The 14,693-nt window shown below is 64.3% G+C and carries 17 protein-coding genes; 7 read left to right on the forward strand and 10 right to left on the reverse strand.

What is annotated here, in order from left to right; all coding sequences use genetic code 11:
- Positions 1–76: 76 nt before the first annotated feature.
- Genes CLV47_RS07960 through CLV47_RS07970 form a run of 3 tightly spaced genes read left to right on the forward strand, consistent with a single transcriptional unit; the run spans position 77 to position 2,061 of the window.
- Positions 77–799 (forward strand): siderophore-interacting protein, encoded by a 723-nt coding sequence (locus CLV47_RS07960; RefSeq protein ID WP_106348501.1) that lies wholly within the window; start codon positions 77–79, stop codon positions 797–799.
- 44 nt (positions 800–843) lie between these two features.
- A complete protein-coding gene (locus CLV47_RS07965) occupies positions 844–1,245 on the forward strand; it encodes a hypothetical protein (RefSeq protein WP_106348502.1) in 402 nt (133 codons plus the stop codon).
- Between the two features lie 45 nt (positions 1,246–1,290).
- Positions 1,291–2,061, forward strand: a complete 771-nt coding sequence (locus tag CLV47_RS07970; protein WP_106348503.1) for an enoyl-CoA hydratase/isomerase family protein — start codon at positions 1,291–1,293, stop codon at positions 2,059–2,061.
- A 68-nt stretch (positions 2,062–2,129) separates the two neighbouring features.
- Here CLV47_RS07970 and CLV47_RS07975 read toward each other — a convergent pair whose 3' ends face one another.
- Entirely contained in the window at positions 2,130–2,894 is a 765-nt protein-coding gene (locus tag CLV47_RS07975; RefSeq protein ID WP_106348504.1) for an SDR family NAD(P)-dependent oxidoreductase, read from the reverse strand.
- Positions 2,895–2,989: 95 nt separating this feature from the next.
- Positions 2,990–3,862 carry a sulfurtransferase gene (locus CLV47_RS07980; RefSeq protein ID WP_106348505.1) on the reverse strand — a complete coding sequence of 291 codons (873 nt, stop codon included), beginning with the start codon at positions 3,860–3,862 and terminating at the stop codon, positions 2,990–2,992.
- Positions 3,863–3,987: 125 nt separating this feature from the next.
- On the opposite strand from CLV47_RS07980, the gene CLV47_RS07985 reads away from it, so the two are divergent.
- Positions 3,988–5,286, forward strand: coding sequence for an amidase family protein (locus tag CLV47_RS07985; protein WP_106348506.1), 1,299 nt, complete (start codon positions 3,988–3,990; stop codon positions 5,284–5,286).
- Positions 5,287–5,388: 102 nt separating this feature from the next.
- Here the strand turns inward: CLV47_RS07985 and CLV47_RS07990 are convergent, their stop codons facing one another.
- The 5 genes from CLV47_RS07990 to CLV47_RS08010 all read right to left on the reverse strand — a co-directional run bounded on the left by CLV47_RS07990 (position 5,389) and on the right by CLV47_RS08010 (position 9,449).
- On the reverse strand, positions 5,389–6,954 hold the full coding sequence (locus tag CLV47_RS07990; protein ID WP_146135321.1) for a S53 family peptidase: 1,566 nt from the start codon (positions 6,952–6,954) through the stop codon (positions 5,389–5,391).
- Between the two features lie 48 nt (positions 6,955–7,002).
- A complete protein-coding gene (locus CLV47_RS07995) occupies positions 7,003–7,800 on the reverse strand; it encodes a hypothetical protein (protein WP_106348507.1) in 798 nt (265 codons plus the stop codon).
- Positions 7,801–7,886: 86 nt separating this feature from the next.
- The gene (locus CLV47_RS08000; RefSeq protein ID WP_146135322.1) at positions 7,887–8,597 is read right to left on the reverse strand and encodes a VOC family protein; all 711 of its coding nucleotides are present in this window, start codon (positions 8,595–8,597) and stop codon (positions 7,887–7,889) included.
- 277 nt (positions 8,598–8,874) lie between these two features.
- Entirely contained in the window at positions 8,875–9,246 is a 372-nt protein-coding gene (locus CLV47_RS08005) for a type II toxin-antitoxin system death-on-curing family toxin (RefSeq protein ID WP_106348509.1), read from the reverse strand.
- Complete coding sequence (locus CLV47_RS08010) at positions 9,243–9,449, reverse strand: ribbon-helix-helix protein, CopG family (RefSeq protein ID WP_202862455.1); 207 nt, start codon at positions 9,447–9,449, stop codon at positions 9,243–9,245. The genes CLV47_RS08005 and CLV47_RS08010 overlap by 4 nt, the downstream gene beginning before the upstream one ends.
- A gap of 331 nt (positions 9,450–9,780) precedes the next feature.
- Between CLV47_RS08010 and CLV47_RS08015 the strand changes: the two genes are divergently transcribed.
- From CLV47_RS08015 to CLV47_RS08025, 3 genes are read left to right on the forward strand one after another with little or no spacing between them, the layout of a single operon-like run.
- A complete protein-coding gene (locus CLV47_RS08015) occupies positions 9,781–10,380 on the forward strand; it encodes a SipW-dependent-type signal peptide-containing protein (RefSeq protein ID WP_106348510.1) in 600 nt (199 codons plus the stop codon).
- Positions 10,381–10,433: 53 nt separating this feature from the next.
- Entirely contained in the window at positions 10,434–11,057 is a 624-nt protein-coding gene (locus tag CLV47_RS08020) for a TasA family protein (RefSeq protein ID WP_146135323.1), read from the forward strand.
- Positions 11,054–12,124: a S24/S26 family peptidase gene (locus CLV47_RS08025; protein ID WP_106348512.1), complete on the forward strand. Its 1,071-nt coding sequence runs from the start codon at positions 11,054–11,056 to the stop codon at positions 12,122–12,124. The genes CLV47_RS08020 and CLV47_RS08025 overlap by 4 nt, the downstream gene beginning before the upstream one ends.
- A gap of 70 nt (positions 12,125–12,194) precedes the next feature.
- On the opposite strand, the gene CLV47_RS08030 is transcribed toward CLV47_RS08025, so the two are convergent.
- From CLV47_RS08030 to CLV47_RS08040, 3 genes are all read right to left on the reverse strand, one after another.
- Positions 12,195–12,575, reverse strand: coding sequence for a VOC family protein (locus tag CLV47_RS08030; RefSeq protein ID WP_106348513.1), 381 nt, complete (start codon positions 12,573–12,575; stop codon positions 12,195–12,197).
- A gap of 72 nt (positions 12,576–12,647) precedes the next feature.
- On the reverse strand, positions 12,648–13,820 hold the full coding sequence (locus tag CLV47_RS08035; protein WP_106348514.1) for a 4-hydroxybenzoate 3-monooxygenase: 1,173 nt from the start codon (positions 13,818–13,820) through the stop codon (positions 12,648–12,650).
- A 3-nt stretch (positions 13,821–13,823) separates the two neighbouring features.
- Positions 13,824–14,693 carry an amidohydrolase family protein gene (locus CLV47_RS08040; RefSeq protein WP_106348515.1) on the reverse strand — a complete coding sequence of 290 codons (870 nt, stop codon included), beginning with the start codon at positions 14,691–14,693 and terminating at the stop codon, positions 13,824–13,826.

Raw genomic sequence — 14,693 nt, forward strand, 5'->3', positions numbered from 1 at the left:
CCTAACTATCCGGCGACAACCATTGTGCATTAGGTTAGGCTAACTTCGTACGAATGCTCTTACGGAGGTGCCAGCCGTGGCCAAAGTCCCGAAGATCCTTGCCGACCTCGCCGAGCGGCGCGGGTTCACCGCACGCGTCCTCGCTTCGGAGGTGCTTGCGCCGACCCTCACCCGGATCACGTTCACAAGCGACTATTTTCGTGATCACGCCCTGTCGCCGTGCGACGTCACCTCATTTCGGATCGCCCCAGACGACTTCCGCCACTACACGCCGGAGTCGGTCGACACCGATTCCGGTACGGCGACGATGCTGATTCACCGGCACGACGACTCCGACGCACCCGGGACGGCAATGTTGGACTCACTCCGGCCCGGCGACGAACTCACGTGGTGCGGAATGACGTCGGCACGCAACTTTCGGTGGACGTCTCCGGCGAATGCGGTCGCGATTGGCGACACGTCAACTCTCGGCTTGCTAGTTGCCATGACACGACGGGCTAAGCAGGAGGATGCACGCTTCCTCGCTGTCGCCGAGGTCGACCCATGCGCGCTCCCCTACGCACGTGAGCTCTTGCCGGGCAGCGTCGTACTCGCCGCGAACAGTACGCCGGGGGCTGCGGTGGACGACTGGCTGTCGACCTCGCAACCGAAGCTCGACGAGGTGGCGCAGGCTACCGTCTACCTAGCCGGACACGGGCAGTCGATCCAGCGCCAGCGCGACGCACTGCGCAATCGCGGCTTCGACCGCAAAGCGATCAAGACCCAGCCGTACTGGGCGACCGGCAAGGTCGGCCTCTAACGACGCATACGATTGGGCAACAGCAGTCGTAAGGAAAGGTCACGATGAGCAATTCCAACGACCCCGGATCAGCAGACCCGACCCCCGCCGACTCGAGCCCCGCCGACTCGAGCCCTGCCGACCCGGCGCCCGCCGATCCGAAGCCGGCAGACTCAAGGGCCACGGACCCGTCGGCGATTAATCCTGCGGCCGTCATTCCTGCGCCCGCGGACTCCGATTTCGATTTGCCGAAGTCCCCACTGCCAGATGGCTATTACGACGAGCGCGGCGTGCCGGGTTTTGACGCGGTCCGCGAGCGAATCGAGCAGATAACCGCGCAGGCCGACGGCCAGGAGGTCCTCGACGAGGAGTCCGACAAAGGCATCGATTACGCGCAGGAACGCGAAAAACTCAACAAGGCAGGCAAAGACCGACTCGAACAGATCCGCAAGTCAATGGGCCTGTGACCGGCTGACAAAACTGACAGACGCCGCGGACACTGGGAGATCAGCATGGACCTTGCGAATGTGCAGTACGTCGTACGCGATCGAGTTGCCGAGATAACGATGACCCGCGCGCCGGTCAACGCCCTCAACCACGCACTCGTCGATGACATCCTGGCGGCGTACCGGCTGGCGAAAGACGACCCCGACGTACGGGCGGTCATCTTGACGAGCGCCTTCGACAACGCCTTCAGCGCAGGCATGGACCTGGCGATGATCCGCGGCGGCACCGGCATGGACCTTCGCCGCTTCTTGGGGAAGCTCTACTTCGAGATGCACGACCTTCAGTACCGCATGGGAAAGCCGACCATAGCCGCGCTTACCGGCCCGGCCCGCGCGGCCGGGGTGACCCTCGCCGTGTCGTGCGACGTAATCGTTGCCGATGCCGCAACGGATCTTTCGTACCCAGAGATCAACGTCGGCGTGATTCCGGCGATGCACTTCGTGCATTTACCCCGCCAGATCGGCCGACATAAGGCATTCGAGTTGCTCTTCAGCGGCGATCCGATCTCGGCGCTCGATGCGGAACGACGCGGGCTGATCAACCACGCCGTACCGCACGACCAGGTCATGACTAAGGCGCGGGAGATCGCCCGTGGATTCGCCGCGAAGTCGCCGGTCGTCATGAAACTCGCGCGCGACTCGTTTATGCGTCAGAACGACTTCGAATATCGGCGGGCTATCGAAAACGTCGTCGAGACGATCTGCAACATCATCGCCACCGACGACGCTCAAGAGGGACTGAACGCATTCAACGAAAAACGCGCACCTCGCTGGTGACGCTCGTCCGTCGTTGACGAATCGTCACCCTCTCGACATTCGCGACCGACTGGCCGACGTGAGCCGCCTCAGCCGGCCTCGATGCCGCCGCCGACGGTGAACGACGAACCGGTGCAGAACGACGCACGATCCGACAGCAGCCACACGACGAGTTCGGCGACCTCGTCGACCGTGCCGTAGCGTCCCATCGGCACGCGCTCCATCCGCTTGTCGTCGCCCTGCTTCGTCCCATTCGTCATCGGCGTCGTGACATACCCCGGGCACAGCGCATTGACGCGGATCCCGGTCTTCGCATACTCAAGAGCGGAGGCCTTGGTCAGTCCGACGACCGCGTGCTTGCTCGCGGTGTACGGCGAGGCGCCGGCGAGGCCGATCAGTCCCGCGACCGATGCGGTGTTGAGGATCGCTCCGGCTCCGCGCTTCTCCATGCTTTGCAGCTCGCGCCGGAGGCACAGAAACACGCCGTTGAGGTTGACGCCGAGCACGTCCTGCCAGGCTTGGAAGGATGTTTGCGCAGTGAGCGTCCCCGGCACATGGTCACGGCCACGCGCGATGCCGGCGTTGTTGAACGCACAGTCGAGCGGCCCGAACGCGTCCTCCGCGGCCGTCACCATCGCGTCGACCTGGACTTCGTCGGTGACGTCCACTTCGACAGCGACAGCCCTCCCGCCGGCCTGAGTGATCATGTCGACGGTCTCTTGGGCGCCGGCCAACTTGATGTCGGCGACGGTCACCGCTCCGCCCTCGCGAGCAACTGCCTGCGCGCTCGCCCGCCCGATCCCCGATCCAGCACCGGTCACGAGCACCGACTTGTTTTCCAGCAAACCCGACATCCGAAACGCTCCTTCATCCTCAGTGGCTACCGACACTTCGCGATGGACGTTACCCAGATGCTGGCCTCAGGGCTAGAACTAAGTTCTGAAACGCGCTAGGCGTCGGACTCCATCGGCAATTCGGCCCGGGTCGACCACTCGAGCAACGAGTTGTCGTAGAGCGCCCAGTCCTCGTGACCAATCAGCTCGAGCGCGAACGCGTCTGTGCTGGCGGCGATCCCTCCCCCGCAGTACGTAACCGCACGCTGGGTTGGTGCCACACCCGCCTCGGCAAAAGCCTTTTCGATCACGTCGTTCGACTGGTACATATGGGTCTTCGGATCGACGAGTTCGGCAGCCGGGACACTGACACTTCCCGGTATCCGCCCCGGGCGCCCGTAGTGGGCACCGCCGGTACCGGCGAACTGATTGCGCCCAAGGGAGTTGACCAGCACCGTGGCGTCGTCGTCGATCGCCGCACGGACATCGTCGCGATCGACGTACCGGCGCGGGTCGAATCGTGAACGGTAGACCGTGGGTTCGTACGCCGGCACCTCCGTCACCACCGGCAGCCCCTCGGACTCCCAACGCGCAAACCCGCCATCAAGGAGCGAGACCTGCTGGTGGCCAAGCGCCCGCAGGACGTACCACACGCGCGTTACCGTCATCGGGGCGCTGCGCGCGTAGAGGATCACCCGATGTTCATTCCCGATACCGAGCTTGCTGAACAGCGCGTCGAGCTGGCCGGGTTTTGGCAATGTGTAGGGATATTCGCCGCTGGGGTCGGACATCTGCGTCACCATGTCGACATGTTGCGCGCCGGGAATGTGGCCTTTCCGGTAGTCCGGCAGGCCGCTGTCGATCTTCGACGGGCCCGTCGGCTGCGCCGTCATGTACGTCGTACAGTCCAGAATTCTGATATCCGGATCATCCAGGTGCTCCGCGAGCCACTGCGGCTCTACCAACAGCTCACTACGTCGTTTAGCCATGGTCTCAACCTACCCACGATCCGTGGCAAGTCGCCCCGCGATCCGTGGCAAGTCGCCTGCCGATCCGCGGGAAATGTTTGTCGTGTCGGCGCGAACGGATAGTGTTTGGACCGAGGTGATTGGAAATGGGTGCAGCACAGGAGCTCGTCGACGCGATCGCGGGCGGAAAAACGACGGCCGTCGAGGCGACAGAGCAGGCAATCAAGCGGATCGAGGACGGCGACGGCGACATTAACGCGGTAGTCGTGCGCGACTTCGACCGCGCTCGCGCAGAGGCGAAGGAAGCCGACGCGCGGCTAGCCCGCGGCGAGCGCGCTCCGCTGCTCGGTCTGCCGATGACCGTCAAGGAGAGCATCAACATCGCGGGCCTGCCGACCACGTGGGGGTACGCCGAGCACGCCAACTTCATCGCCGATCGTGATGCCGTACTGGCCACACGGCTCAAGAAGGCCGGCGCCGTGATCGTCGGCAAGACCAACGTGCCACCCGGACTGGCAGACCTGCAATCGGTCAACCCGGTGTACGGCGCGACCCATAACCCGCACATGCACGGCCGCTCTTCGGGCGGATCGTCGGGCGGTGCGGCCGCGTCGCTCGCCGCTGGATTCGTGACGGCCGAGGTCGGCAGCGACATTGGCGGCTCAATCCGTACGCCGGCGGCATTCTGCGGCGTATGGGGACTCAAGCCGACGCACGGCATCATTTCCAAGGCCGGGCACTCGATGCCGGGCACCGACGGATCCGACGACGTACTGTCCGTCGTGGGTCCGATGGCGCGGTCGGCGGAGGACCTGGACCTGCTGCTCGGCGTACTCGCCGACCATCCACTCCCGGCGCCGCGCGAAGGCAAATTGGCCGGGCTACGCGTCGCGGTCGTCGCCGCGCACCCGCTCGCGCCGATGAGTTCCGACGTGGCGAGCACACTCGAGGCGCGGGCCGCGCAGCTCGAGACACTGGGCGCGACTATCGATCGGACCCCGAAGCTGCCGGACCTCGAGGCGATGCACCGCGACTACTTGCGGTTGCTCAATACGGTCATGTCGCACGGCATCCCTCCGGCCGGCCGGGAACCGGTCACCCTCGCGGCCTGGTTTGACATGCTCGACACACACGCGCGGACCGGACGAGAATGGGATGCGGCACTAAGTGAGCGGTACGACGCCGTCCTCGCGCCGGTCTTCGGCACTACGGCGTTCCCGCTCGACGACAACGATATCGCGAGCCGGATGATCGAGATAGACGGACGATCCGAACCGTGCGCATCACAATTGGCCTGGGCGGGTCTAGCGATCTACCCCGGCCTACCGAGCGTCTCTTTCCCAGCAGGTAAGGGAAGCGAGGGACTCCCGATCGGGTTGCAGTTGATCGGGCCCAGGTACGCCGACCGCGAGGTGCTCCGCATCGCCAGCCAGATCGCGATCTGATTTCCGCCCATCCGTAACGACGCCCATCCGTGGGTCCGCGCCTACGATTCCCAACTATCTGCGCTAACGTTGCGTCGTATACACATAGTCCGACGGGGCGCGTCAATTAGTCGCAGAGCGCAATCGAGCGAGCAGGTCGGTCCCCACCGGTACGCCGAGACCGGTGCACGCATCCCATCCGGCCTTCGCCGTATAGGCGCCGTTGTTGCCTTCGATCACGTCCCTAAACCCGGCTCCCACAGCGCCGGCAACGAGTCCGGCGTACAGCGTCGGCTGCAGGAATCCGAGAGACCGGCCGATCGACCGCGACAGGATGCACACCAGCGCCGCCCACAGCGGAGCCACCGCACTGGTGCCGCCGTAGACGACGTCCTTGCCGTCGACACGGACCGCGTAGCCGGTCTCTGGGTCGGCGTCGGCCGCTACATCCGGGACACCTCGACCGGCCCCCGACGTAGTCGGACGCGCCGGTACGCCGACCCCACTTTGCCACGCTGGCAAGGAAAACGCGTCGCTGACGCCGCCGCCGGTCGCACCGTGCGGCGGGTCGTTCCACACAGTTTCGCTGCTCACCGTGCCGCGCGCTACGTCGTACTCCAGGCGCGTCCCGCCGCAGCCGAGCGCGTAGGGACTCGAGGCGGGAAAGTCGCAATGTGCCTTGGCGTCGGTGGCCCTGTCGCTGCTGCCGCCATCTCCGGCCGCGACGGTGACGGTCACCCCGAGCGCGGCCGCATCGATGAATGCGTCGTTGAGTGCGTTTCGCCCCTGCGCTGTCCAGACATCCTCGGAGTCACCCCAGCTAATCGACAGCGCTGCCGGTGTTGGTGAGGCGTGGATCGCCGTACTGACCCCGTCGACGAACCCCGCGTCGGTGTTGGGCGCGAAGTAGACGTCGATCATCGTCCCGGGTGTCAGTGCGCCGGCAATCTCGATGTCCAGCATGACCTCCCCATCGGCACCGGTGGGATCCTTGCCGGGCGCATTAGCCGAGCCATCGACGCCGTACGCCGTCACGACCGGTTCGGGTACGCCGATCCCGGCAAAGTAGCTTGTCAAGTCCGCGGCGGTAAATCCGCCGCCGAGTTCAAGGATCGCCAGGTGCTGCTCGGAACTCGCCGCCTCGGCCGGGAATTGGTACGCCGCAGCGAGTTCCGGCGGCGTATAGCTGACCTTTGGCTCGACGGCAGCCCGCAGGTGGGCGCGGGACTGCGGCCTGTCGTCGAGGCCCAGTACGGCGACGACGATCGCCGAAAGCGCGGCGGGCACGGTGAGTTCCCCGGTGCGATGCCGGTGCGTCACCGATTGGTCAGTCACCGGATCGAGGCTCTCGACCTGTTCCATGGATGATCCGAACAGGGCACCCAGCGCCGCGGCAGTGCCGGCTACGCGCATCCGCCGGGACGCCAGGTGGGTCTCTAGTACGTCGATTTCCGCAGCATGCAGTACATCGGCGACAATCTGCACGTCGCCCGGATCGGCGCCGTAACTCTCCGCGAACTCGCTTGAGGTGATCCTGACCGGGCCGGTAGCCGTCACCGGCACGGACGCACGACGGCGCAAGATCAGCGTGATAGCAATGCGCTCATCGGCCGGTAAGGCTCGCGCGCCGACGACGTGGCTCACCGGCCGCCGCGAACTGCCTGGAAGCACGACCGACTTTCCGTTCATAGTTCCATTGCGCGCCCATTTTCGGATGATTGCAACGTTTTGGGTGGACTACTTTTCGCATCCCTTGTCGCCGGGCAGCAGCGGGCGCATGGCGAACGTCGTCGGCGTCTCCGTGCCGACCTGCCACAGGTCATCGGCATCCGCATCCTGCGCGGCCGCGGCGAGAATGTTCGCCTCGTCGCCGTCGACCACAATGCAGGTGGGCGAACCATTCGACGCGGGCGGCGCGGTAGCGATCGGCCATGGCTTGACCGGTTCGGATCCGGAGCCTTCGTCGGCGGGCAGTCGGTAGATCACGATCGCGTCGGGCGCGTAGTCGACCGTATCCGTAGCGAGTTCATCGATGTGATCGATGAAGTCACGCAACTGCGCCCGCCTTTTCTGCGCTGGCCCGGACAGGTCGTCGTCGTGCTCATCGAAGTAGAGCGCGTAGGCCGATTGGCTGTAGCTTGTGTCGTCGACATTGACGGCCACGGACGTCGACGGCATGTCGGTCACATTGGGCTGGTCGTAGTCACTCTCGGGACCCAGAATGCCTGCATTGTCGGCATTCTTGACGATATCCGAAATCTGCGCGGTACCGATCGTTGCCATCTCGAGGGACACGAGCGCGTCGCCGTAATCACCGTCGGCGACGATGAGCGTGCCATCACCCAATAGCGTGTACGACGCTGTTGTCCGCAGATAGGAGGACAGAGGCGCGTAGCCGCCGGCCGTCACTACTTGTACGACGACATCGTCGGGCCCGGTCGGGGGTGTGAAGGTATGCCGCGTCGATCCACGACCGTCGAGCGTAATCGAGCAACCGCAGAGGAGGGCCACGGCTGCCGCGGTCAGCGACAGCACGCGCCAAGATTTCCTCGTGCCGGCCCTCATGGGACGACTGACGCTGCCGTCGCCGCAAGCGTTCCGCTTCGGTCAGCCGATCCGGCTCAGGCGACGAAGTTGATCGCTACGCCGCACAGATTCGTCGTACGCGCGACGCCGTCTGCCGCGCGTACGTCGATCGCAGTCACGCCGTCGCCGCGATCGTCGCCGGTCGGCACAAACCGAAGGACGCCCTCGTCGAGTTCGATGTGCGACTCGTTGCCCTGGGTGGTGACGTCACGCCCGAGCACGGTCCCCCACCGTTTCGCCATCGCGGCAGGATCGTCGGACTGAACCGCGACGCCGACCATGTCGGTCACCGTCTCGGTCTTAATGTGCTCGCGCCAGCCTGGCCCGGCCCAGTCCCAGTCGTCCCACTTCTCGCTCTGGTCGACCGAGAGGATTGCGCCGCCCACATCTTTGGGGTGCAGGTGCAGGCCGGCGATCGTCTCGCCCTTCGGCTCGCTGACGATCCGGACGCCGTTCTCGTCAATGCGCGAGCGCAGCGAAGCGAGATCATCGACTTGCAAGATGACCATGTAGCCGCCGTCGCCACTGCGCTTCTCGAGCAGGCGTCCCGCGGTCGTCCCGTCTTCTTGCGGCGAGACCACCTCAAGCAGTTTGTCGCCGACCGGATACAGCGCGTTTTTCAGGCCGTACTTCCCGACGCCCGGGTCACGGAAACACAGCTCCACCCCGAGCTCGTTCTCGATCTGCTGCTCTACCGGTCCAAGATCCGTGGCCACAAAGGCCACCTGACGAAGTCGCATTCTCATTTTCGGAGCCTATAACGCCACGCTCTCCTACCGCCATCCGTCACAAATTTCGGCTCCGTCCGTCACAAAGTTCGGCTCCGTCCGTCACAAAATCCCCGACCATCCGTCACCACGGTTGGCTCACCGGACTGCCGGCTCGGGTCACGAACGGCGTAACGGTGACGGGCGGGCGTTCCCTTGTCTCGCCAACCTCCCCCTTGTGCTGGATCACGAGGCGTGACCAGCAGGGGTCTGCCGCGACAGGGAGCGAGCGGATGGCAACAACACGCGGGCCCTTTCATGAACGCGGAATGCGGTGTGCCGCGATTCGTTGCTCAGCATCGTCCAGCCCAATCGTTCCCTCGGCGACGCCGAGGACAAAGTCGAATCCTTCATCGGCGGTGAAGTCATGTTGGTATCCGTTGATCCACAGGAAGAGGACCAGGAGCGTCCAGCCCGTGCGCTTGTTGCCATCTACGAGGGCGTGGTTGCGGACGGCAGACTCCAGTAGCGCGGCGGCCTTCCGGTCCAGAGTCTCGTAGGCGTCCACGCCGAACATGGACGCCGACGGTCGACCGAGCGCCGACGCCAACAACCCCGCGTCACGTACATGAAATCCATACCGCTGGATAACTTGGAGCGCATCGGCAAGTTGGAGAAAGTCCGTCACGCGTCTTCGAGCCGACTTAACAACTCGGCGTCATGGTCCATGACGAAGTCAATACCACGGTCAATTTCTTCTCGACGCGCCCTGGTGCGCACGATGAGCTCGACACCTTGCAAAACGAGCGAGTGCTTTGAAACATGCTCACGGGCGGCCAACTCCTCGAGTTGTCGGTCAAGCGCTTCAGGAATCCGCACATTCATGGCCATACCAAAACGGTACCACTTCAGGCCTGCCGGCTGCGTGGCCAAAACGATCGCCGCGGCGCCATTCCGCGACGATTTGACTGCAACGTTTTGTCCGGACGTCGTACACAAACGTTGCAGTTGAGCCTCTGACTGCCGCGAGGAGCACACGTCCCACGCGCCTGGATGGGGGGCACCGCGGGTAGAACGCACGAGCGATTGCATCGCATTTCCGCTGGTAGCGGCGGCGACGTCAGCCCACCTGTGCCTTTTCTGTGCTAGAAATGCGGCTGGGCCCTGTGCACGCTGATCGGCACTACGAACCATTTCTGCAACTACTGAGGAAGGTAGATCAATGACCGTGACCGCAGCATCTCACCCTAAACATCGATTCCGGATTCGCGCTCTGCTGGCAATTGGAGCTGTCGTCGGGTTGGGCGCCGCGCTGACCATGGCGGCATTCACCGACGAAGGCAATGTCGGGGCGACATTCTCCACCGGAAGCCTGGACATCAGCTTCGACCAGCCGCCGGGCACCAACCAGGGCCCCGAGTCCGCGCCGTACACCACGACTCTCGGAATCGCCGCCGGCAAGCTGGGATCGGTCGCCGTGGCTCCGTTGCAGGTAAACAACAGCGGTTCGCTTGCTTTTACATACGGAATGACCACGACGGCCGCCGGTGACACCGGATTAGCCGGCGCCTTAAAGGTGACGGTTGCGGTCGCCGCTACGACCTGCACTCAGGCCGGCGGTCTTGTCGGCGGCACTGTCATCATCGATGGCGTAACCGGCCTGAAGAACGCCACGATGGCTGCGACTCGGCCGCTCGCGCCAGCTGCGAACGAGATCCTGTGCTTCAAGGTTGAATTGCCGGATATACCGGCAAACAACGTGCCGGCGATCCAAGGCAAGACGACTACCGCGACCTTCAAGTTCACCGCGACGCAGTCCTGACCGGATTGCCCGGCGCATTCACGTTTTCGTCGTGACGTCAGGTTCTTCAGATCGTGAGAGTCCTTCGACACGTCCAGATACGAGTCGCGTTGAGCATGTGTGCCGCCCTCGGGCTGGTCGGCTATGCCACAAGCGCGGCATTCACTGACGCCGGCTCGGTGGGCGCAAGCTTCGTGAGTGGCAAGCTCGACCTCAGCGTCAGCGACGGTACGACCCCCGGCCAGGGCGCTCCGACGCCGTACCCGTTTAATGCGCTGACCGTCGATGGCATGTATCCGGGCGGGCCCGCGTCGTACGCCGAGCTACGCCTGGTTAACAGCGGCACGCTACCGCTCACCGTCACTACGATCGGCTCGAGCGCGGCCACCGCCGGTTCGTCGACGACCGCGCAGGCCGACGCGTTGGGTACGGCGGTCCGCCTACGTTTCGTCACCCTCGGACCCAGCGACGTGTGCAACGCCAACTTCATGGATGTAGTGAACGGATCGGGAACCGGCAGTCCGATCCCCACCACGGTGAACGTCAGCGCGCAGCAGGGCGCCACGCTCGGCGCCGGGGCGAACTGGCGACTGTGTTTCAAACTGGCGATACCGGCCGATACCGTACCGCCTGCGGCCGCCCAAGGAGCGTCGATGCGGGTCATGCTCGCCGTGGACGCCCGGCAGGTCCAGCCATGAGGCGACTTCGGCACATCGCGGCCGAAACTCTCCTCACGCTCGCCGCGATCATGGGGGTTATCTGTCTGTTGGGGGCGGCAGCAGGGTTCTTCTTCGACATTCGACCATTGGTCTTCAGGTCCGGATCGATGTCGCCGGAGATCAAGACCGGCGCGTTGGCCCTGGCGCGGCAGACGCCGGCCTCGGAGCTCGACGTCGGAGACATCGTTAGCGTGCCCAATGCCAAAGGCGTCCGGGTGACCCACCGTCTCGTGGCGATCGAGCCGATCGGCGGCGGGGTCTACGCGCTCACGATGAAGGGCGACGCTAATCCCGAGAACGACACTGAGCAATACCTAGCGTCCAAAGCAGATCGGGTGATGTGGCATCAAAACGGACTCGGTTACGTCGTCGAGGAGATCCAGAAGCCTCCGTACGTCTTCGGCGTCGGCGTACTGGTCGGGGGCGTGCTCGTCTTCTCGGTGCGAACGAAGAAAGAACGGGAACGCGAGCCGCCAGACGACTCGCGCGGTCATAACGAACCGGACGACTCCGCCGACGATGACGACCCCTCATCGGTTGTGCCAAGTTTCGGGGCTGGCGGAGGTCGGTCCGGCGACGAGCGCATAGCGCGGCATTCCGTCGACGAGCCGCCCGATCCTCGCTCAAGCCGCATCACGGCGCTAGTCGCCTTGCCGGTGTTGTTGATGAGCGCGACCGCACTGATCCGTCCGCAGCCCACGTTGGCGGCGTTTACCGATCACGCCGACATTTCCTCAGGTGTCGCGAGTGCCGCGATGAACCCGTATCCCCCGACTGGCATTAAGTGCAAGACCATTGGGGTGCCAGGCCGAGCACGCATCTCGTGGTCCGCTCCAGCCGTTGCCCCAGCCCGATATGTGCTGTCCTTCACCGATCGTGCTGACGTCCCCGTTTCGGTCGGCACCAGGACGTACGACGTGACGAGCCTGTTGGGTCTCGGCACCGCGATCACTGTCACGGTGAAGGCTGTCCAGTTCGGCACTTGGGTCAGCGTCGGCACGCCGTCCGTGACGGTAAGCAAGAACCTGTTGGGCGCGTCGTGCTGAAAACACGATTTGACTGCAACGTTTTGTCCGTACGTCGTACACAAACGTTGCACTCAAACCGCGGCGTGAGCTATTTCTTGCCGTTGATGAAAAACGAGTTGCCGTCCGGGTCCTCGAAGTGCGCGCCGACGTCGCCCCATGGCATCTTCTCCGGCGGCCCCGAGAAGCTCACGCCTTTCGCCTTCATCTCCTCGTACCAGGAGGTGACGTCGTCGATCACAAACGAGATGCCGCTGTCGCCACCGATTCGATCGGTCGACTGGCCGAACTTGGCCGCCTCGTTGATCGCCAGCTCCGCGAAAGATCCTTCCGGGGCAACGGTCACGAACGTGTTGTCCGGACCCATTTGCTGGTCGATGCGCCGTTCGAATCCGAGCGTGCCTTCCCAGAATTCGAGCGCCTTTTTCTGATTACTGACCCAGACTGCCGCTGAGTGCACATGCATAGCCATGGAAACAACGATAGGTAGGTACGACGCTGCTGTCTTCTTCGATCTTGCGCTCTTGACGAGGACTCGCCGCGATCAGAGCTCGTCGAGCGGCAGGCCGGTGTAGTTTTCGGCGAGTGACCGAGCGGCCGCCTCCGACGTCGCGACGTACCGCAGCTGGGAGAGCTGCAACTGCTGATCGAACTCGTCACCGTGCACATGCATCATCGTGGTCATCCACCACGAGAAGTGCGTCTTGCGCCAGACATTGCGCAGCGCCGTCTCGGGATACGCGTCCAGCAGCGCCGTACTCCCATTGTCGTAGTACGCCGTGAGCGCTTTTGCCAGCAGGCGTACGTCGGCAACGGCGAGGTTGAGTCCCTTGGCGCCGGTTGCCGGCACGATGTGCGCGGCATCCCCCGCCAAGAACAGCTGTCCGTGCCGCATCGGCGTACTGACGAAACTTCGCATGGGCGCCAGCAGCTTTTCCAGCACCGGGCCCTCGTTGAGGGTCCAGCCGTCGATCTCGAACCGGGTGGCGAGCTCGGACCAGATCCGGTCGTCGGACCAGTCGTCGAGGTTCTCATCGGGGTCGACCTGCAGGTAGAGCCTGCTGAGCTTCTGCGAGCGCATGCTGTGCAGTGCGAATCCGTTCGGATGCCAGGCATAGATCAAATCGTCGGTCGATGGGGGTACGTCGGCGAGGATCCCGAGCCAGGAGAACGGGTAGTCCCGCTGCCACGTCGTACGCAGCGCATCGGGGATCGCCGGGCGGCTCACGCCATGGAATCCATCCGCGCCGACGATCACGTCGCAGGCGATGGTCTGTGCCGCGCCGGATGCGTCGGTGAACCCAATCGAGGGCCTGTTGGAATCGATGTCGCGCACGGAGGTATCGGAGACTTCGAAGTAGAGCGGCAAACCGGCGCCCAGTCGTTCGGTGATGAGGTCTTTGACGACCTCGGTCTGGCCGTAGACCCAGACCGACCTGCCACACAGCGCGGGAAAGTCCAGATGGTGCCGGGTCCCGGGCCACTGCAGGTAAATCCCGTCATGCCGGATTCCCTCGCGCTGCAGCCGTTCTCCGACGCCGGTGTCGACGAGCATCTCGGCGGTCTCCTGCTCGAGGATGCCCGCCCGGATCCGCGCCTCGACGTACTCGCGGGATCGGTTCTCTACGACGATCGACTCAATCCCCTGGCGCGCGAGCAGATGCGCCAGGACAAGACCCGCGGGACCGGCGCCGATGATTCCTACCTGAGTGCGCACGACTTACAGCCCCAGCATCCGGATTGCATTGTCCTTGAGAATCATCGGCCGCACGTCGGGCTTGATGTCCAGCGCGTCGAAGTCGCGCATCCACCGATCCGGCGTCACCACGGGGAAGTCCGACCCAAACAGCACCTTCGTCTTGAGCATCGTGTTGGCCGCGCGCACCAGCTGCGGCGGAAAGTATTTCGGTGACCAGCCGGACAGGTCGATGTAGACGTTGGCCTTGTGGGTGGCCATCGAGATCGCCTCGTCCTGCCACGGCACCGACGGATGCGCCAGCACGATTGTCAAGTTTGGGAAGTCCGCGGCGACGTCGTCGAGGAGCATCGGCTGCGAGTAACGCAGCTTGATCCCGTGCCCGCCAGGCAATCCGGCGCCGATCCCGGTCTGCCCGGTGTGGAACAACGCCGGTACGCCGAGGGCCTGGATCGCCTCGTAGAGCGGATAGAACTGTCGATCATTGGGCTCGAACGCCTGCATGCTCGGGTGAAATTTGAACCCGCGTACGCCGAACTCCTCGACCAGGTTGCGCGCCCGCCGTACGCTGCCGAGGCCGCCGTGCGGATCCACCGAGCCGAACGGGATGAGCACGTCGGGGTACGCCGCGGCGGCCGTCGCGATGTCCTCACTTGACAGCGCGGGGTGACCGCTGCCGGAGGTCGCGTCGACGGTGAAGACGACCGCAGCCATCTTGCGCTCCCGGTAGTACGCCGCGATATCGGCGACCGTAGGTGTCTGGTTCTGGTCGGACTTGAAGTATTTCGCCGCGGCGTCGATCAGTTCGCTGTCCAGCGAGAAGTGACCGTGATCGTCCTGCTCGACGTGCGTGTGTACGTCGATCGCGACGAGTGACTCCAGATCAAGGGTCAT

The organism is Antricoccus suffuscus, from assembly GCF_003003235.1.
Taxonomy (GTDB): domain Bacteria; phylum Actinomycetota; class Actinomycetes; order Mycobacteriales; family Antricoccaceae; genus Antricoccus; species Antricoccus suffuscus.